Here is a 19257-nt window from a genome sequence, read left to right on the forward strand (position 1 = left end):
GCTGCGGATCTATTATGCAAATTCAGGCAGTTTTATTTTGTCGCCGGACAGGCCTTGACGACCGGTAAACACAGACGATGGCGCATACGCAGCGTGGCCAGCGCCAGCACCACCATCATGGCCGTTTCCACCATCAGGAAGACATTGACCGCCTGGGTGTAATCTCCGTGATGATTTTGCAGCCCGTGCAGCAAAATCGCGCCGAAAATGGCCGGGCCAAGCCCCAGCGCAGCCTGTTGCAGCGTGCTTAAAATCGCGCTCGCGGCCCCCGCGTCGTCAGGCTGAATATCACGCATCCCGATACGGTAGAAGCTGTTTACAATCAGCGCCTGCCCGTAACCCACCAGCCCGGTGGCCGGGGCCAGCGTCAGCGCGGTATTCTGCATTCCCCAGTGACGGAACGTGGCGATCAACGCCACCAGACCGACAAGCTGAATCGCAAGTCCGGTCAGCAGGATGGCGCTGGTGCTGTAGCGGGCAATCAGGCGTGGGGCGAACCAGGCAGAAATAAAATAGGTGACGCCAAGCGCGATAAAGCTGTTCCCGGACTGCCACGGCGCCATCCCCAGACCGCTTTGCATGGTCAGCGCCATACAGAACATGAACCCGGACCAGACGCTGAAAAAGAGTATCCCGATTAGCACGCCAAAGCGGATGCTGCGCAGCTGCAACAGGCGCGGCGCGATGAGCGGGTGGGCATTCTCACGCTCTTTTTTGCGCGCGTTCAGCACCATTACACAGACCAGCGGCACAATCGCCAGCAGTGCGGCCTTCAGCGGCCACGACCAGTGCCACTGCGGGCCGAGCGCCATCGGGAACAGCAGGCAGCACAGTATTGCCGTCAGCAGGACAGTCCCGGTCCAGTCAATGCGCGACGGCGTGTCGCGGCGGGTTTCCGGTACGTAGCGACGGCTCAACGCCAGCACCACCAGACAAATCGGCACGTTGATAAAGAAGGCGTTACGCCAGCCAAGCCCGGCGATGTCCGCCGACACCAGCCAGCCGCCACCCATCTGGCCGACGATAAACGCAATTCCGCCGATACCGCCGAACAGACTGATCGCTTTGGCGTGTGCCGTTCCTTTTAACGTCACATGCAACGTCGCGAGAATTTGCGGCATGATCAGCGCGGCGCCCGCACCCTGAATAATGCGCGCGCCAAGCAACTGTTCGATATTGCCCGCCATGCCGCACAGCAGTGAGGCCAGGCCAAAACACGCCACGCCCCACATAAACAGGCGACGGCGGCCAAGGTTATCGCCCAGCTTGCTGCCGGGTGCCAGGCAGACGGCAAAGGCCACGCCGTAGAGGGCGACGATCAGCTCCAGTTCAGTGGCGGTGGCGTGTAATGAATGGGTGATGGAATCCAGCGCCACGTTGGTGATTGAGGTATCAATCAGCGGCAGCATCTGGCCGGTTAACAGCAATATCAGGCCCGCACGACCCGGTGAAACAACTGACGTATTCATGGTGACTCCATTGCGTCAAACAGCGTAGAGTCGTAGCATCAACCATCTGATAAACGGGTACCAGTTCTTACTTATACTGGTACTGACACTACCATGCAGGAGATGTTATGGCGCTGATGTCTGAACCTGTCACCTCTCTCCAGGATGACACCCGCAAGCAGCTGGGCGCGTTTTTGCGTGCCCGGCGCGAAAGCCTCGATCCGCAGCGCCTCGGCTTACCGCGCAGCGGCCGCCGCCGCACGCCGGGCCTGCGCCGGGAAGAGGTGGCGATGCTCGCGGATGTCGGCGTGACCTGGTACACCTGGCTGGAACAGGGTCGGGACGTCAATCCGTCCAGCGCGGTGATGGCCGCCATCGCAAAAGCGCTGCAATGCACCCCGACCGAAGCCCGGCATCTTTTTGTGCTCGCCGGTTTGCCGCCGGGCGAAGCCCCGCAGGCGGTGTGCTGTGAGGGGATCAGCGAAGGCACGCGTCGCCTGCTGGATACCCTGATGCCGAAACCCGCCAGCATTCAGAAACCGAACTTTGATATCGTGGCGTGGAACGACAGCTTCGGACACCTGATGGGCGTCGATTTCAACGCTATCCCGCCGGAAGATCGCAACTGTATTTACCTGTTCCTCACCCATCCGGCGTGGCGCGCGCGGCTCGGCAAACGTGACGACGTGCTGCCGATTTTCGTCTCCTACTTCCGCGCGGCAATGGCTGAGCACCGTGGCGACCCGCTCTGGGAAGCGAAGCTGGCGCGTTTTTTTGCGGTGTCCGAAGAGTTCAAAACCCTGTGGCACCAGCGTAACGACGTGCGCGGCGTGGAGAACCAGCTCAAGCTGTTCACCCATCCCGAGCTGGGGGATTTTCATCTCCAGCAGATGTACTGGTACTCCGCCCCGCGAAACGGATCGCGGCTGCTGGTCTATTTACCCGTGGATGAGGCAGGGGAGAGGGCGATGGCGTGGCTGGCGGAGCAGGGGATATAAATTTTTTGCGAGGGGCTTTCAGGGAATCAACGCTGCTCCGGTCCTGCCTGGAATAAGCTGGTAAGGTGAATCACGAAAGGCAAAATTAGCCTTTAATGCAAATTGCCTTACATGCTAATATTATCAGGGATGAAATACAGTGTTCAGACTTATCGTTCATGCGGCAGTCAGAGAGGAGATCCTCTCATTGCCTGCGGATGTTTATCAAGAAGACGCAAAAAACGCCCTCTGCTGAACTCCGTCTGGCACTGAAACGACAACAGGAGATGTTGGATGAGCAAGAAGATTATTGACTGGGATGAACTCAGAGCTGAACTGTTAAGCGATTCAGAAATTCAGGCTTCCTTTGATGCAGAAGAGCGCAAGGAGCGTCTGCGGGAGATGCTGGCGCAATGGCGCAATCATGCTGGTCTGACGCGCGCCCAGGTGGCGGAGCGGATGGGCGTCAGCGCACCGACGGTATCACGAATGGAAGCAAATATTACCCGGGCGAGTCTCGATACATTAACGCGTTATGCGCTGGTGTGCGGGGTAAAGCATCCGCAGATAACGCTTTACTGAAAACGGGCACGCCGATAGCCGGCGTGCCAGAAGCGCTTAGCACTCAGTCACAATCGTGCTCAGCGGCAGGCGAGATTTCGGCAGCGTGGCGTTGAAATCTTCCACGCTGTGATGCCCGACCGGGACCACCACCAGGCTGGTGAAGCCTTTCTCTTTCAGGCCAAACTCTTCGTCGAGGATCGCGGCGTCAAACCCTTCGATGGGTACCGCATCCAGGCCTATCGCGGCCACGCCCAGCAGGAAGTTGCCGACGTTCAGGTAAACCTGCTTCGCCATCCACTGGTCGTCATCTTTCAGATCCACGCGGTGCATGTCGGCAAAATAGCAGCGGCCTTTGTGGTTCGCGGCTTTTGCTTCTGGCGTGGCGAAACGGCCGTCAGCCTCTTCCTGATCGACAACGCGCTCAAGCCAGGCATCGTCCATCGCGGTTTTCGCGCAGAACACCACTACGTGAGAGGCATCCAGCATTTTGCGTTCGTTAAACACATAGGTGCCCGCCGCGGATTTTGCCACGCGCGCTTTACCCTCTTCAGTGCTGGCAACAATAAAGTGCCACGGCTGGGAGTTGGTGCTGGACGGGCTGTATTGCAGCAGCGTTTTGATTTTTTCCGCTTCTTCTGCGGTCAGTTTTTTGGCTGGGTCGAACGCCTTGGTAGAGTGGCGTTTCAGGGCGACAGAAATAATATCCATAACAACTCCTGGTGATGAAATTCGCCCGCGGGCGGGCGTGAAAGGAAAGCAGATTACCGCGCGAAGCGGGAAAAGATAAGTGCGATTCGAGCGCTTATTCTGTTCGTCTGAGACGAACAATCAGGCTGGTCGAATCCACTTCTGATCTTTTTTCGGCAGTTTATCAACGACCAGATTCCACGAATCCGTAATCAGGTCGGTGACCAGTTCAGGCGTGATGTCGTCCGTGCCATAAAGGGAGATCCAGTGTTTTTTATTCAGATGGTAACCGGGCTCCACGCCACGGTAGATCTGCTGATTGAGCAGCGATTTTTCCGGATCGGATTTCAGGCTGACGTGGGCCCGACCGTGTGCGGTCGCCATCAGCATAAAAATTTTCCCGCCCACCTTAAACACGTCATACTCCGGGCCAAACGGCCAGCAATGTTCGGTAAAAGGCATCTCCAGCGCGACGCGTCTGGCATGTTCCTGCAAGGATTTACTGTCCATGGTTATCTTCCTCAGCAAGCCCGCGCCACATGGCTTCAAAGCCCAGCGCTTTAAAATCGACGGCACGGGACGGATCGCGGGCGGCAAACTCCATGGTGGTTTCAGCCAGCGATAAGAACATTGCATCACCGAAGGTCTTAAACTCGTCAGACATAAACACCGGGCGGATCGAACGACGACACAGTTCATGCAGTTCCGGGAACATGTCTTTCACCGCCTGCTCGGTTTCGGCGTTCAGCTTTTCACTGACGCCAATCTGACGGATAGCCGCATGCGCCAGGGGGTTACGAATGCCCCAGTCCACATAGCTGTTCCAGATATTGCGGGTATGCTCTTTTGGCTCGGTGATGGTGCGATCGAGATTCGCCAGCATGGTCTGGCAGAGATCCTGCTTCAGATGCAGGTAGAGGGCATTCAGCAGATCGTCTTTGGTAGCAAAGTAGCGAAACAGTGTCCCTTCAGCGACGCCCGCATTACGGGCAATTAACGCCGTTGAGGCGGCAATACCTGACTGCGCAAACGCAGCCGTTGCTGCTTCCAGTAAGGCCTGTTTTTTATCTTCACTCTTCGGACGTGCCACTAAATTTTTCCTCCCGTCAATTGTAAAAGCCCTGATTGAAACACGAGCCTTGATACGCTGCAACGCGGAATGTCAAAGATCGAAAACCTTCTTGACGGCGTAATCATCCTATCTATAATGAGTGCTTACTCACTCATAATCAAGTATCACCCGCGCAAACCATCGGATGGGGCGCGTAGGCGGGTCAGGAAATGAAAAAGCCTCTATTCATCTGCGTGGTGTTAGTCATGATTATTGCTTCAGCTGCCAGTTTACCGTTTGTACTGAATGCCGGATTTGGCCAGCCACCGCAGGGTGCGCAGCTCTCTGAAGTGGAAGCCTCTCCGCACTATCGCGACGGGCAATTCCATAACACGCTCCCTACGCCGGGCTTTACCGGGAAACAAAATATGCTGGTGGCGTGGTGGCAGTTCCTTACCCGTAAAACCGAAAACGCCCGTCCTGCGCAGCCGCTGCCGCTGGTGAAAACCGATCTGGCGAGCCTGTCGCCTGAACAGGACACGCTGGTGTGGCTCGGCCACTCCTCCTGGTATATGCAGCTGGCAGGGAAACGCATCCTGATCGATCCGGTTCTGAGTAGCTACGCCGCACCGTTCTCGTTTCTCAATAAAGCGTTTGCGGGGGAGTACCCGTGGCGTGCGGAGAGCATGCCGGAGATCGACCTGCTGATTATCTCCCACGATCATTATGACCATCTGGATTACGCCACCATCAAGGCGCTGCTGCCGAAGGTTAAGCGCGTGGTCACGCCGCTGGGCGTGGGTTCGCATCTGCGCTACTGGGGGATGACCCCGGAGATAATCGACGAGCGGGACTGGAACCAGTCGGTGCATATCAGCGATGCGCTGACGGTACATGTTCTGCCCGCGCGCCATTTTTCCGGGCGCGGCATTAAGCGTAACCAGACCCTGTGGGGGAGCTTTATGTTTGTCACCCCAGAGCGAAAGGTTTACTACAGCGGAGACTCCGGTTACGGCCCGCACTTCAAGGCTATTGGCGAGCAGTTTGGCGGAGTGGACTTAGCCATTATGGAAAACGGGCAGTACGACCAGGACTGGAAGTACATCCATATGCATCCGGCGGAAACGGCGCAGGCCTCGGCAGATCTCAATGCCAAAGCGGTCGTACCGGGACATAACGGGCGTTTTGTGCTGGCGAAACATACCTGGAACGATCCACTGATCCAGCTGGCGAAAGCCAGCAAGGATAAAAACTACCGGCTGCTGACGCCGGAGCTGGGCGAGCCCGTGCGGGTGAGTGATACCACGCAACAATTTCGCGAGTGGTGGGAATAATGTTTAAGCGAGAAGCAGAGGGGGAGAGCAGTATGACGATTTCCGCTCAGGTCATTGATACGATTGTCGAATGGATCGATGACAACCTACACCAGCCGTTACGCATCGAAGAGATTGCCCGCCATGCGGGTTACTCAAAATGGCATTTACAGCGGCTGTTTATGCAGTACAAAGGCGAAAGTCTGGGGCGCTACATCCGCGAACGCAAGCTGTTGATGGCGGCGCGCGATCTGCGTGAGTCAGACGAGCGCGTGTACGATATCTGCCTGCGCTACGGGTTTGACTCGCAGCAGACGTTTACCCGCATCTTTACCCGCACCTTCAACCAGCCGCCCGGTGCGTACCGCAAAGAAAACCACGGTCGGGCGCACTGAAAAACATCCCCTCACCCCGGCCCTCTCCCCAAAGGGGCGAGGGCGTAATCGTCCCCTCTCCCCTTTGGGGAGAGGGTTAGGGTGAGGGGATCAGACCGCACCATGCTTACCAGCTGTAATTCACCGTCGCCGTCACCGTCCGGCCAATCCCGTAGAAGCACGCCGTATCGCTTGCGCACGACGCCACATACTTTGTGTCTGCCACGTTATTGACGTTGAACTGCACGCTTGCCCCTTTCAGGCTGCGGTTCATCTCGCCCAGGTCGTAGCGCAGCATCGCGTCATACAGATCCACCGATGGCACCTTGAAGGTATTCTTCGCATCGCCGTAGCTGGTGCCGATGTAGCGCATCCCCACGCCAGCGGTCAGGCTCTTCAGCGCGCCGCCCGGAACGGTATAGCTGGCGAACGCCGATGCCATATGTGCCGGAATGCGTGCAGGCGTTTTGCCTTCAGTTCCCGCCACCGTGGTGCTTTCGGTTTCTGCATCGGTGTAAGTGTAGGAGCCAATCAGGTTGATGTTATCCATCAGCGTGGCGTGGATTTCCGCTTCAGCGCCTTTCGAACGCACCTTGCCCGCATTTTCGAACCAGCCTTCAGCGCTGTTATAGGTCGCGACGTTGTTCTGAGTTAAATCGTACAGCGCCAGGGTCATCAGCGTGGTGTCGACCGGCTGATATTTCACGCCAATCTCGGTCTGCTCCCCGGTAGTAGGCCTGAATGGCGCAACGCCCGGCGCACGGTTGGTTTGCAGGTTCGGTTCAAACGAGGTGCTGTAGCTGATGTACGGCGACAGGCCAGAATCAAACGCGTACAGCAGGCCAGTGCGCCAGGTAAATTTGCTGTCGTTCTGCTGCGTAACGCTGTTATCGGTGAAGTCGCTGGTACGCACTTCGCTCCAGTCGTAGCGCCCGGAAACCAGCCACTCCCAGTTATTCCAGCTCATCTGATCCTGAAGATACAGGCCCATCTGGTCGAGATTTTGCTGCTCGTCGGACGCCGTTTTGAAGGTACTTTCATCCACGTTCACGCCGTAAACCGGGTTTGTCCAGTCAAGGTCATACTGTGAGCCGCTCCCGCGCGCCAGCAGCTGTTTATCCTTGCTGGTCTTGTAATCAAACCCGCCGAGCAGGGTGTGGCTGACGCTTCCGGTCTCCAGCTGATATTCCAGCTGGTTATCAAGGCCAAATTCGTTGGTCGTGCGCGCTTCACGCTGGGCGCGACGGGTCAACACCGTGCTGTTGGCCGCGCTGTTGGCGTAAACCAGATAACGATATTTCTGCTTGATGGTGGCGTAACGGGCGTTCTGGCGGAAGGTGAGGTTGTCGGCGAACTGGTGTTCCAGCTCGTAGCCAATCATCGTCTGCTCGCGCCAGGATTGATTGTAATTCGGATCGCTGACGTTAAAATCGCGCGGGATGTACTTCCCGTCGGCACTTTTCACCGTGCCATACGCGGGCAGGAAGTTGCGGTATCCGGCATCCGGATCTTTCTGGTAGCTGGTCAGCAGCGTAAAGCGGGTCTGATCGTTCGGGTACCAGGTGATTGCCGGGGCGATCGCCATCCGCGTCTCTTTATAATCGTCCACCTGATTATGCTGCGTACGGGCGATACCGTTCACGCGATACAGCACGCGGCCGTCGTCGCTCAGCCTGCCGCCGAAATCAAACGCACCTTCGGCGAGATCGTTATTGCCGGTGCGGAACTGCACGTTGTGAATGGCCTCCGCCGTCGGGCGCTTGCTGGTCATGCTGATTAACCCGCCCGGATTGACCTGTCCAAACAGGACCGAGGCCGGGCCGCGCACCAGCTCCACGCGCTCCAGCAGCCACGGGTCAACTGTGCCCGTCTGTGATGAGGCCGTTGCGCCAAAGCTTAAACCGTCGAGGAATTTCGGCACGTAGCTAAAGCCGCGCACAAACACCTCGTCGTTACGGTTAGACGAGCCCCGGTACTCGGTAAACACGCCCGCCGAGTAGCGCAGCGCCTGCGAAACGGAGGTGACGTCCTGCATGTTCATCTGATCGCGGGTGATCACCGATACCGACTGCGGCGTCTTCACGATCTCCGCGCTGGTCTTGGTGGCGGAGAGCGTTTTCGTCGCCACAATGCCTTTTACGGGCGCAGTGGGCTCTTCACTCACGCCCTGCGTCACCGTAATCGTTTCTTCTTTCGTTTCTGCCTGAGCCGCGACGCTGGTCGTCGCCAGACTCAGCAGCCAGAGCCGCATTATCTTATTATTTTTAAACATTTTTATTGAACGTCCTTGGTTGCTATCGCCATAAAATCACCGGTAAATCCCCGTTGATGATATTGCAAATTATTACCATTTGCATTAGCGTTGTTAACAAATTTCGTTGGGGAACAAGCGGTAATGAAGAGGGTATGGAGTGGGTTGCTGTTGGGGATCGGCGCGCTGCCCGCCGTGGCGGCAACGTGCGAGCAGACGTCCCGGCAGGGCGATATTCAGGGAAAGTTTGATGCCAGCGGCGAAGTCTGCTTCTCCCTGCCTGAACTGGGTGAAAACTATGTTTCCGCCACGCTGAATGGCGTGACGGATGCGCGCCTGCTTGATGGGCAAAACCGCCGCATCCGCACGCTGATCGAAAATGGTCCTGCGGACGGGGAACACACGCTGCTGTTTGCCCTGCCGGTGAAACAGAACACCTCGCTGGTGCTACACGGAGAAGCCGGTAAGCCGTGGCGTTTTCAGTGGCGGATGAAAGAGACCTCTCCGTTACCACGCGTGCAGATGCTGGCGCCTGAAAGCCCGACGCTGAAGGCGCTGGCAAGCGTCATTTCTGCCGGTGGAAGTACCGAGGCGTTCTGGCAGGCGCAGCGTCGACGGGGAACGCCGATGGTGGAGCCGGTAGATGCGAGCCATAAGCGCGTGACCTTTCTGTGGCGCGGCGCGCGGGATAACGTCTTCATTCTCGGCTCGCCGGCGGGGGATCACGATCCGCTGTTCCGCCTGGGCAACAGCGACGTCTGGTTCCGCAGCTATGTAGTCCCCTCTGATACGGTAATGCAGTACAAGCTCGCGCCCGATGTGCCGATCGTCGAGGGTTCCACACGCGATCAACGCCGCGCCATCCTGGTAAGCGCGCAGGCCGATCCGCTTAACCCGAATACCTTCGGGGAGCAGAAGACCGATCGCTGGAATCGCTATTCGCTGCTCGATCTCAGCCCGGCGCGCTACTGCTCCGTTCGGGCTACGGCACAGCCGCTGGTACACGGGACGTTGAGCCGTCAGAGTTTTTCCAGCCACATCCTTGGCAACGCCCGCGACGTGATGATCTACAAACCGCGCGGCGCACAGCCCGCACGCTGGACGTTAATTCTGTTCGACGGGCAGATTTATCAGGACGAATACCATTTTGCCAACGTGCTGGACGGTCTGATTGCCCGGCATCACCTGCCGCCGATTAACGTGGTGTTTATCGACAGCCTCGATCACGCGCGCCGCGGCAACGAGCTGCCGCCGAACCCGGATTTTGCTGACTTTATGGCGCACGAGCTGCTGCCGTGGCTGCGGGGGAAGGGCATCGGCATGCAGCGGCAGAAAACCGTACTGGCAGGATCCAGCTACGGGGGAATTGCCTCTTCATGGGTGGCGCTGCGCTATCCGCGCCTGTTTGGCAACGTGCTGAGCCTTTCCGGTTCTTACTGGTGGGCGCCGGAAGGTGACGCCCCGGGCTGGCTGACGCGTCAGTACCAACAGTCTCCACCGTATCCGGTGCGCTTCTGGTTACAGGCCGGGAAGTTTGAAACCGCGGGGCCGGGCGGCGGCATCTATCGCACCACGCATGATTTTGAACAGGTGCTGAGGAAAAAAGGCTACCGCGTCAGCTTCCACCCCTCATCCAGCGGCCACGACTACGCGGCCTGGTGTGAAGCGCTGATCCACGGGATGCGCGATCTCACTGGCTTACGACGCCAGTGAAAACCAGCGGCGCCAGATGAAACGCAGGATAAAGAATTCGATGGCGCCGAGCACCAAAAACCACAGACAGAACAGAATGGTGTACAGCTGATTCAGATCGACCATATGAAAGGTCTGAACCAGCTTCTGCGCCAGCACCAGACCCAGCGACGGCGCAGGTAACAGCAGGCAGGAGAGCAGGGCCATCAGCAAAATGCCCCCTGCGGTGAGCAGCGATTCTAACGGGTGTTTCATCGTAATGTTAATCGTCAGTTAAAAATGTCATTGTCCGGCATCCTGAAACGTAAAGCAATATCATCCCCGCTGGCAAAATTGGGTGAAAGGCCACCGTTATTCTGCGAATTAATAACAGAAAACAGATAATATTTTCGGGACGATTAAATTAATATCGCGTTATGTAAATAAACGTCTTTCTCATGAAAATAATTTTACAAAGCTATAGGTGCTATATCCAATTAACGTCGCAATAACAATGGCTGCGACAATGTATAACGCCAGGCGCCGTGCGCGATAAATACCAAACATGCTTCCTCCTCGTTTAGTGTTGGTTTAGAAATATTTTGTAAAAATCAACGCGTCGAAATAATTTTAATCAGTTTTGAATAACCGGGTAGTCAATATATTGCGGTAGATCAATTTAACCCGCAAGACTTAAAAATGAATTATTTAAAGCCAGAAAGGAATTCCGGCTTCCGTCCACCGGATATTGAAGGAAAAATACCATGACCAAAAAAAATTTCTCGCAGAATATGCCACCCGCAGGCGGGCAGGCGTACCAGCAGACCGTAGAGCAGGTGCTTGCTCAGGCGCAGAGCCAGGCTAATGGCCTGGACCGCGCCGAGGCGCAGGCACGTTTGCAGAAACATGGCCCGAACGCGCTGCCGGAGAAAAAAGGCAAGCCGGGCTGGCTGCGTTTTCTCGCGCATTTTAACGATGTCCTGATTTACGTCCTGCTGGCAGCCGCCGTATTAACGGCAGTAATGGGACACTGGGTTGATACGCTGGTTATTCTGGGCGTGGCGGTAATCAATGCCTTAATTGGCCACATTCAGGAAAGTAACGCGGAAAAATCCCTGAAGAGTATTCGCAATATGCTCTCCAGCGAGGCGCGCGTTATTCGTAACGGCAACCATGAAACTATCCCGACGACGGAAATCGTCCCGGGCGATATTATTGTGTTGCGCGCAGGAGATCGTATTCCGGCGGATATGCGCTTAATCGAAGCGCATAATTTACGCGTGGAAGAGGCTATTCTGACCGGTGAATCCACCGTGGTGGATAAACACACGAACCCGCTGAGCGGCGAATTACCGCTGGGCGACCGTACGAACCTGGTCTTTTCCGGTACGACGGTCAGCGCGGGCGGCGGCGTGGGCGTGGTCATTGCCACGGGCCAGGAGACCGAACTCGGCCACATCAACCAGATGATGGCGGGCATTGAAAAACACCGCACCCCGCTGCTGGTGCAGATGGACAAGCTGGGCAAAGCGATCTTCGCCATCATTCTGGCGATGATGGCCGCGCTGTTTGTCTTCAGCCTGGTGTTCCGCGAGATCCCGATGGGCGAGCTGCTGCTCTCCCTGATTAGCCTGGCGGTCGCCTCCGTACCGGAAGGTCTGCCGGCAATTATCTCCATCATCCTCTCTCTGGGCGTGCAGGCGATGGCGCGCAAGCGGGCGATTATCCGCAAGCTGCCGACGGTTGAAACCCTGGGCGCGATGACCGTGGTCTGCTCGGATAAAACCGGCACCCTGACCATGAACGAGATGACGGTGAAAGCCATCATTACCGCCGACACCTGCTACCGCGTGGACGGCAACAGCTACGAGCCGGTGGGCAACATCTATCTCGAAGGCAGCGATGAGCCGGTGCAGATCCAGCCGGGCACCGTGCTGGAGCAGTACCTGCGCACCATCGACCTGTGTAACGACAGCCAGCTGATTCAGGACGAGCGCGGCCTGTGGGGCATCACCGGCGGCCCGACCGAGGGCGCGCTGAAGGTGCTGGCGGCCAAGGCCCACCTCGAGCCGGTCGTGACCACGCTGGTTAACAAGATCCCGTTCGACTCTCAGTACAAGTACATGAGCACCCACTACCAGATTGGCGGTGAGGAGCAGATTTTGATCACCGGCGCGCCGGACGTGATTTTCGCCCTGTGTGAGCAGCAGCAGACCCGCAACGGTGCGCAAGCCTTTGACCGCGCGTACTGGGAAACGGAGATGGAGCGCTATGCGCGTCAGGGGCTGCGCATGGTCGCCGCGGCGTTCAAGCCAGCGAACGGTGAGCAGGCATTGACTCACGACGATCTGAGCCACGGCCTGATCTTCCTCGGCATCGCCGGGATGATGGATCCGCCGCGTCCGGAAGCGATTGAGGCGATTAACGCCTGCCAGCAGGCGGGGATCCGCGTGAAGATGATCACCGGCGATCACCCGCAGACGGCGATGAGCATCGGCCAGATGCTTGGGATCACCAACAGCGAGCAGGCGGTTACCGGCTATCAGCTGGAGAAAATGGACGACGCCGAGCTGGCGGAAGCGGCGGTGAAGTATGACATCTTCGCCCGTACCAGCCCGGAGCATAAGCTGCGCCTGGTGAAAGCGTTACAGGAAAAAGGCGAAATCGTCGGCATGACCGGTGACGGCGTGAACGATGCGCCGGCGCTGCGCCAGGCGGACGTGGGTATCGCGATGGGCATCAAAGGCACGGAAGTCACCAAAGAGGCGGCGGACATGGTCCTGACGGACGATAACTTCGCCACCATCGCCAGCGCGGTGAAAGAGGGGCGTCGCGTTTACGACAACCTGAAGAAGACCATCCTGTTCATCATGCCGACCAACCTGGCGCAGGGGCTTTTAATTGTGATTGCGCTGCTGGCGGGGAACATCATTCCGCTGACGCCGGTGCTGATTCTGTGGATGAACATGGCGACCTCCGCCACGCTCTCCTTCGGCCTGGCCTTCGAGGCCGCCGAGCGCAACATCATGCGCCGCCCGCCGCGCCAGACCGGGCAGCACGTAATGGACGCCTACGCCGTATGGCGCGTGGCTTTCGTCGGCACCATGATTGCCATCGCCGCCTTTGCGCTGGAAGCCTGGCTGGCCCCGCGCGGCCACAGCGCGGAGTTCATCCGCACCGTGCTGCTCCAGATGCTGGTCTGCGCCCAGTGGGTGTACATGATTAACTGCCGCAATACCGAAGGGTTCTCCCTGAACCGCGGCCTGCTGGCGAACAAAGGGATCTGGCTGGTAACGGGCGTGCTGTTCCTGCTCCAGGCGGCGATCATCTACCTGCCGTTTATGCAGATGCTGTTCGGCACCGAAGCGCTTCCGCTGCGCTACTGGTTCGTGACGCTGGCGGTGGCGGGGGTGATGTTCTTCGTCGTCGAAATCGAGAAGCGACTGACCCGCAGGTTCCGTAAGGCTGCATAACTTTTTGCCCTCACCCTAACCCTCTCCCACAGGGAGAGGGAACCCTGACCGCCCTCTCCCTGTGGGAGAGGGCCGGGGTGAGGGAAAACAACGCCGAGGTACTTCTTAATGAAATTCCCACTCCTGTTCGCGCTCCTCGCCTGCACCCTGCAACCCGCATTCGCCGCAGTCATTCCCGTTCGCGTCGCCACCGTGGAGCAAACCGCCCACGCCGCCGAGCGCCAAATTCCGGGCCGCATTGAAGCTATCCACACCGTTGAACTGCGTGCACGTACGGAAGGCGTCATCACCAGAATCCACTTCCGCGACGGGCAGTACGTGAAAAAAGGCGACGTGCTGTTCGAGCTGGACGACGCCGAGCCGCGCGCCGCCCTGCGTCTGGCGCAGGCCGAAGTGAGAAGCGCTGAAGCCACGCTGCGTCAGGCGCAGCAGCAGCTTTCCCGCTTCGAAAGCCTGGGCAACAGCAACGCCATCAGCCGTCACGACGTGGACAATGCCCGCATGCAGCGCGACGTGGCGAGCGCCGCGCTGGAGCAGGCCAAAGCCCGGCTCGACACCCGCAGCGTCACCCTGAACTACACCCGCATCACCTCGCCGATTGACGGGCGCGTGGGGCACAGCAACTTTCACGTCGGCAGCCTGGTGAATCCTGCCAGCGGTGTGCTGGTGGAGGTGGTGCAGCTCGATCCGATCCGCATCGCCTTTGCGCTGGAAGAGGGCGCGTTTGCCACCAAAGCCGGACAGCATGCGGATATCAGCGCCATGAAGCAGGCCTGGCAGGCGCTGATTGACAGCAACGGCCAGCGCATCAGCGGGGAACTCACCTCCGTGGACAACCGCATCGACCCGCGTACCGCCAGCGTGATGCTGCGTGCCGAGTTCGCCAACCCGCGCCATCAGCTGCTGCCCGGCGGCAATGTGAACGTTTACCTGCGTCCGGCAAGCGAGCTACCGGTGCTGACTCTGCCCGCCGCTGCCGTACAGCAGAATGGCGACGGGTTCTTCGCCTGGGTGATTAACGCCGAGGATAAAGCCGAAATGCGTCCGCTGAAGGTCGCCGGGCAGATCGGCCAGCAGTTCCAGATTGCCTCCGGCGTGAAGCCCGGTGAGCGAGCGATTACTGACGGTGCGCAGCGCGTGCAGCCAGGCGTTGCCGTCCAGATACTGAATTAAGGAGCCATCATGCTGACGTTTTTCATCAAACGCCCGCGCTTTGCGATGGTGATTGCGCTGGTCATCACCCTGCTGGGAGCCATCGCGCTGAGGATTATTCCGGTGGAGCAGTACCCGCAGATCACCCCGCCGGTCGTGAATGTGTCAGCGTCATGGCCGGGCGCCAGCTCGGCTGACGTGGCGGAGGCCATCGCCACGCCGCTGGAAACGCAGCTGAACGGCGTGGATCACATGCTCTATATGGAGTCCACCAGTTCGGATGAGGGCTCTTACAGCCTGAACATCACCTTTGCGGCGGGCACCGATCCGGATCTCGCCGCCATCGACGTGCAGAACCGCGTGGCGCAGGCCGTGGCGCAGCTGCCGACCGAGGCGCAGCAAAACGGCGTGCAGGTGCGCAAGCGGGCCACCAACCTGATGATGGGGGTAAGCCTTTACTCACCGAACAACACCCACACGCCGCTGTTCGTCAGCAACTACGCCAGCACCCAGGTGCGCGAGGCGCTGTCGCGTCTGCCGGGCGTCGGGCAGGTACAGATGTTTGGCGCACGGGACTACAGCATGCGCATCTGGCTGAGGCCGGACCGCATGAACGCCCTGAACGTGACCAGCGATGACGTGGCGCAGGCGCTGCGCGAGCAGAACGTGCAGGGGGCGGCGGGCCAGGTCGGCACGCCGCCGGTGTTTAACGGCCAGCAGCAGACGCTGACCATTAACGGGCTGGGGCGCTTAAACCAGGCCGACGACTTTGCCAATATCATTATCCGCGCCGGGGAGATGGGGCAGCTGGTGCGCCTGAAGGACGTCGCCACCATCGAGCTTGGCTCGCGCAGCTACAGCTCTGGCGCGCAGCTGAACGGGCATGACTCCGCCTATTTGGGTATCTACCCGACGCCGTCCGCCAACGCCCTGCGCGTGGCCGATGCGGTGCGCGCGGAGCTGGAACGGTTATCCACGCGCTTCCCGGACGATCTGGTCTATGAAGTCAAATTCGACACCACCTCGTTTGTGGCCGCCACCATCAAAGAGATTGGCGTCTCGCTGGCGCTGACGATGCTGGCGGTGGTGGTCGTGGTGTCCCTGTTCCTGCAAAGCTGGCGCGCGACGCTGATTGTCGCCCTTGCCATTCCGGTGTCGCTGGTGGGCACCTTCGCGGTGCTCTATACGCTCGGCTACTCCGCCAATACGCTGAGCCTGTTCGCCATCATTCTGGCGCTGACCATGGTGGTGGATGACGCCATCGTGGTGGTGGAGAGCGTCGAAACCCTGATGGCGGAAGGGCAGAGCCGCACGGCGGCGACCGCGCTGGCGCTGCGCCAGATTGCCGGGCCAGTGATTGCCACCACGCTGGTGCTGCTGGCGGTGTTTGTACCGGTGGCGCTCCTGCCAGGGATAGTGGGCGAGCTATACCGCCAGTTTGCGGTGACGCTCTCGACCGCCGTCACGCTCTCAAGCCTGGTGGCGCTGACCCTGACGCCCGCGCTCTGCGCGCTGCTGCTGCGCCCGCGTCCGGCACAGCCCGCCGCCGTTTTCCGTGGGTTCAACCGCGGGCTGGACGCCACGCGCACGCTTTACACCCGGATCGTGAGCGTGTTCAACCTCCGTCCGTGGCTGGCGCTGCTGGCCACCGCAGGCGCGGCGGCGGTGGTGGTATTCAGCTTTATGTCGATGCCAAAGGGCTTCCTGCCCCAGGAGGATCAGGGCTACTTCTTCGCCAGCGTCCAACTGCCGGAGGCAGCCTCGCTGGAGCGCACCGAAGCGGTGATGACCACCGCGCGCGAGCTGATCGTTAAAAACCCGGCGGTAGAAGACGTGATTCAGGTCTCCGGGTTTAACATCCTCAACGGCACCAGCGCATCGAACGGCGGGTTTATCTCCATCATGCTCAAAGACTGGAGCGAGCGTCCGCCGCTGGATGAGGTGATGGGCACCCTTCAGCGCCAGCTGCTGGCCCTGCCGGAAGCCACCATCATGACCTTTGCGCCGCCGACGCTGCCGGGGCTGGGCAACGCCTCCGGCTTTGACCTGCGCATTCAGGCGCAGGCGGGGCAAAGCCCGGCGGAGCTGGAGCGCGTGACGCGTGAGGTGCTGGCGAAAGCCAACCAGCACCCGCAGCTGAGCCGCGTGTTCACCACCTGGAGCAGCAACGTGCCGCAGATGACGCTCACCGTTGACCGCGAGCGCGCGGCCCGCCTCGACGTGCCGGTGTCACGCATCTTCAGCAGCCTGCAAACCGCCTTTGGCGGCACGCGCGCCGGGGATTTCAGCGTCAACAACCGCGTCTACCACGTAGTGATGCAGAACGAAATGCAGTGGCGCGAGCGCGCGGAGCAAATCAGCGAGCTTTTCGTGCGCAGCAACAGCGGCGAGCGGGTGCGTCTGAGCAACCTCGTCACCATCACGCCGACCGTCGGCGCGCCATTTATTCAGCAGTACAACCAGTTCCCGTCGGTATCGGTGAGCGGCTCGGCAGCGGAAGGGGTGAGCAGCAGCACCGCAATGGCGACGATGGGCGAGATTCTGGCGGAAAACCTGCCAGCCGGGTACGACTACGCCTGGAGCGGCATGTCGTATCAGGAGCAGCAGACCGGCAATCAGGCGATATGGATCGTGCTGGCGGCGGTGGTGATGGCGTGGCTGTTCCTCGTCGCCCAGTATGAGAGCTGGACGCTGCCGGCGAGCGTGATGCTCTCGGTGCTGTTCGCCATCGGCGGGGCGCTGGTCTGGCTGTGGCTGGCGGGCTATGCCAACGACGTGTACGTGCAGATTGGTCTGGTGCTACTGATAGCCCTCGCCGCCAAGAACGCAATTCTTATCGTGGAGTTTGCCCGCGCCCGGCGCATGGACGGAATGGCGATTGTCGATGCCGCACGGGAGGGAGCATCGCGCCGCTTCCGCGCGGTAATGATGACCGCCGTGTCGTTCATTATCGGCGTCCTGCCGATGATGCTGGCGACCGGGGCGGGTGCCCAGAGCCGCCGCATCATCGGCACTACGGTCTTCAGCGGCATGCTGGTGGCGACCGTGGTGGGGATAGTGTTCATCCCGGCGCTGTTCGTGCTGTTCCAGCGCCTGCGCGAGTGGGGCCACGGCATTACGGACTCGTCGCCCACAGCTCACAGTGCTTCTGCACCAGAGAAATCAGCGAGCCGCCATCGGCGATAAAGTCCCGCATGCGCTGCGCCTCGCTCTTGCCCTGCTTTAACAGCAGGGCAATTTCCTTGATGGCGCTTGTCGCGCCGAGCTTCTCGGCGGACGGCGCAACCTGCTCGAGCAGCCAGGCGATATCTTCCGCCACGGTTTTGTGCTCGCCGGTATGCACGTCTGTCAGAATGCCTTCCAGCCCGTAGCGACAGGCCTGAAAACGGTTAAAGCGATACAGCAGAAAATCCCGTTCCTGATGCTTATACGGCCGCGCGGTCAACAGCCAGTGCGACGTCGCCTGAATAAGCCCGGCGATGTTAATCGCGTGGCCGAGCGTCAGCGGCGTATCCATTACCCGCACCTCCACGGTGCCAAAATGCGGGCTGGGGCGGATGTCCCAGTGCAGATCCTTAATGCTGTCGATCATGCTGGTGGAACTCAAGCGGCGGAACAGCCCCTCGAACTCCTGCCAGCTGTTGACCCACGGCATCTGTCCGTTATCCGGGAAGCCCGAGAAGATGTTGAGACGCGATGAGGCGAACTTCGTGTCCGTGCCCTGCATATACGGTGATGCGGCGGCCAGGGCGATAAAGTGCGGCACAAAGCGCGACAGGCCGTGCAGTAGATAAATTGCGTCGTCCCCGGTCCGACAGCCGACGTGTACGTGCTGGCCGAACACCGTTGCCTGCAAAATCAGATAGCCAAAGCGCTCCAGCGTGACGTTATAGCGCTCGTCGTCACACACCTCCTGACGCTGCCACTTCTGGAACGGATGCGTCCCGCCGCCGCAGATCTGGATGTGATGCTCCGCCGCCGCGCGCAGGATGCTCTGCTGCATCACCGAGAACTGCGCCGCTGCCTGGTCGATGGTCTGGCACACGCCGGTGGCGATTTCGAGCATGCTTTCGGTAATGTCGTGTTTGACTTCACCGCCTTTAATGTCGTCTTTGACGGCAGCGATAAGCGCGGAAGAGTCCTGACTCAGGTCGTAGCCCGGCGGGTTCACCACCTGGAGTTCAAGCTCGATGCCGAGGGTGTAGAGTTCAGAGGATTTGAAATCAGGTAAAGGCATGGCGCACTCCGTTGTCTGTTGTGTGTTGAGTATAGACAATGGGTGTGGCGCGCTCGTCT

15 protein-coding genes and 1 pseudogene are annotated in these 19257 nt (G+C 59.3%); 9 read left to right on the plus strand and 7 right to left on the minus strand.

What is annotated here, in order from left to right; translation table 11 throughout:
* Window positions 1–32: 32 nt before the first annotated feature.
* A complete protein-coding gene (locus SK47_RS04995) occupies window positions 33–1469 on the minus strand; it encodes an MFS transporter (protein ID WP_032667137.1) in 1437 nt (478 codons plus the stop codon).
* A gap of 107 nt (window positions 1470–1576) precedes the next feature.
* Here SK47_RS04995 and SK47_RS05000 point away from each other — a divergent pair, with 107 nt between their 5' ends.
* The 3 genes and pseudogenes from SK47_RS05000 to SK47_RS05005 all read left to right on the plus strand — a co-directional run bounded on the left by SK47_RS05000 (window position 1577) and on the right by SK47_RS05005 (window position 3007).
* Window positions 1577–2446, plus strand: a complete 870-nt coding sequence (locus tag SK47_RS05000) for a helix-turn-helix transcriptional regulator (protein ID WP_003858886.1) — start codon at window positions 1577–1579, stop codon at window positions 2444–2446.
* A 191-nt stretch (window positions 2447–2637) separates the two neighbouring features.
* Window positions 2638–2739, plus strand: a pseudogene (locus SK47_RS24435) (type II toxin-antitoxin system RelE/ParE family toxin); the annotation flags it as partial.
* Window positions 2720–3007, plus strand: a complete 288-nt coding sequence (locus SK47_RS05005) for a helix-turn-helix domain-containing protein (protein WP_003858885.1) — start codon at window positions 2720–2722, stop codon at window positions 3005–3007. The pseudogene SK47_RS24435 and the gene SK47_RS05005, both read left to right, overlap by 20 nt.
* Window positions 3008–3043: 36 nt before the next feature.
* Here SK47_RS05005 and nfsB read toward each other — a convergent pair whose 3' ends face one another.
* The 3 genes from nfsB to SK47_RS05020 form a co-directional block, all read right to left on the minus strand.
* Window positions 3044–3697, minus strand: coding sequence for an oxygen-insensitive NAD(P)H nitroreductase (gene nfsB / locus SK47_RS05010; protein WP_048243573.1), 654 nt, complete (start codon window positions 3695–3697; stop codon window positions 3044–3046).
* Between the two features lie 120 nt (window positions 3698–3817).
* Window positions 3818–4186 carry an MmcQ/YjbR family DNA-binding protein gene (locus tag SK47_RS05015; RefSeq protein WP_003858883.1) on the minus strand — a complete coding sequence of 123 codons (369 nt, stop codon included), beginning with the start codon at window positions 4184–4186 and terminating at the stop codon, window positions 3818–3820.
* Complete coding sequence (locus SK47_RS05020; RefSeq protein ID WP_003858882.1) at window positions 4176–4766, minus strand: TetR/AcrR family transcriptional regulator; 591 nt, start codon at window positions 4764–4766, stop codon at window positions 4176–4178. The genes SK47_RS05015 and SK47_RS05020 overlap by 11 nt, the downstream gene beginning before the upstream one ends.
* 191 nt (window positions 4767–4957) lie before the next feature.
* Between SK47_RS05020 and SK47_RS05025 the strand changes: the two genes are divergently transcribed.
* Both SK47_RS05025 and SK47_RS05030 read left to right on the plus strand, forming a co-directional pair.
* Window positions 4958–6061 (plus strand): RomA family MBL fold metallo-hydrolase, encoded by a 1104-nt coding sequence (locus tag SK47_RS05025; RefSeq protein WP_045896331.1) that lies wholly within the window; start codon window positions 4958–4960, stop codon window positions 6059–6061.
* A gap of 32 nt (window positions 6062–6093) precedes the next feature.
* The gene (locus tag SK47_RS05030; RefSeq protein ID WP_003858880.1) at window positions 6094–6435 is read left to right on the plus strand and encodes a RamA family antibiotic efflux transcriptional regulator; all 342 of its coding nucleotides are present in this window, start codon (window positions 6094–6096) and stop codon (window positions 6433–6435) included.
* 106 nt (window positions 6436–6541) lie between these two features.
* Here SK47_RS05030 and SK47_RS05035 read toward each other — a convergent pair whose 3' ends face one another.
* A complete protein-coding gene (locus SK47_RS05035) occupies window positions 6542–8686 on the minus strand; it encodes a TonB-dependent siderophore receptor (protein ID WP_023324272.1) in 2145 nt (714 codons plus the stop codon).
* 123 nt (window positions 8687–8809) lie between these two features.
* On the opposite strand from SK47_RS05035, the gene SK47_RS05040 reads away from it, so the two are divergent.
* Window positions 8810–10378, plus strand: a complete 1569-nt coding sequence (locus tag SK47_RS05040) for an alpha/beta hydrolase-fold protein (RefSeq protein ID WP_048243575.1) — start codon at window positions 8810–8812, stop codon at window positions 10376–10378.
* Here the strand turns inward: SK47_RS05040 and SK47_RS05045 are convergent.
* Window positions 10364–10612, minus strand: a complete 249-nt coding sequence (locus SK47_RS05045; RefSeq protein WP_003858875.1) for a DUF1158 domain-containing protein — start codon at window positions 10610–10612, stop codon at window positions 10364–10366. The genes SK47_RS05040 and SK47_RS05045 overlap by 15 nt on opposite strands.
* A gap of 488 nt (window positions 10613–11100) precedes the next feature.
* Here SK47_RS05045 and SK47_RS05050 point away from each other — a divergent pair, with 488 nt between their 5' ends.
* The 3 genes from SK47_RS05050 (at window position 11101) to SK47_RS05060 (ending at window position 18147) form a co-directional block, all read left to right on the plus strand.
* Window positions 11101–13809, plus strand: a complete 2709-nt coding sequence (locus SK47_RS05050; protein ID WP_045335869.1) for a cation-transporting P-type ATPase — start codon at window positions 11101–11103, stop codon at window positions 13807–13809.
* A gap of 108 nt (window positions 13810–13917) precedes the next feature.
* A complete protein-coding gene (locus tag SK47_RS05055) occupies window positions 13918–14982 on the plus strand; it encodes an efflux RND transporter periplasmic adaptor subunit (protein WP_048243577.1) in 1065 nt (354 codons plus the stop codon).
* A gap of 9 nt (window positions 14983–14991) precedes the next feature.
* The gene (locus SK47_RS05060) at window positions 14992–18147 is read left to right on the plus strand and encodes an efflux RND transporter permease subunit (protein ID WP_048243579.1); all 3156 of its coding nucleotides are present in this window, start codon (window positions 14992–14994) and stop codon (window positions 18145–18147) included.
* On the opposite strand, the gene SK47_RS05065 is transcribed toward SK47_RS05060, so the two are convergent.
* Window positions 18077–19198 (minus strand): YbdK family carboxylate-amine ligase, encoded by a 1122-nt coding sequence (locus SK47_RS05065; protein WP_048243581.1) that lies wholly within the window; start codon window positions 19196–19198, stop codon window positions 18077–18079. The genes SK47_RS05060 and SK47_RS05065 overlap by 71 nt on opposite strands.
* Window positions 19199–19257: the final 59 nt, after the last annotated feature.

Origin of the sequence: Enterobacter sp. BWH52, from assembly GCF_001037565.1 — a bacterium.
Classification (GTDB): domain Bacteria; phylum Pseudomonadota; class Gammaproteobacteria; order Enterobacterales; family Enterobacteriaceae; genus Enterobacter; species Enterobacter hormaechei_C.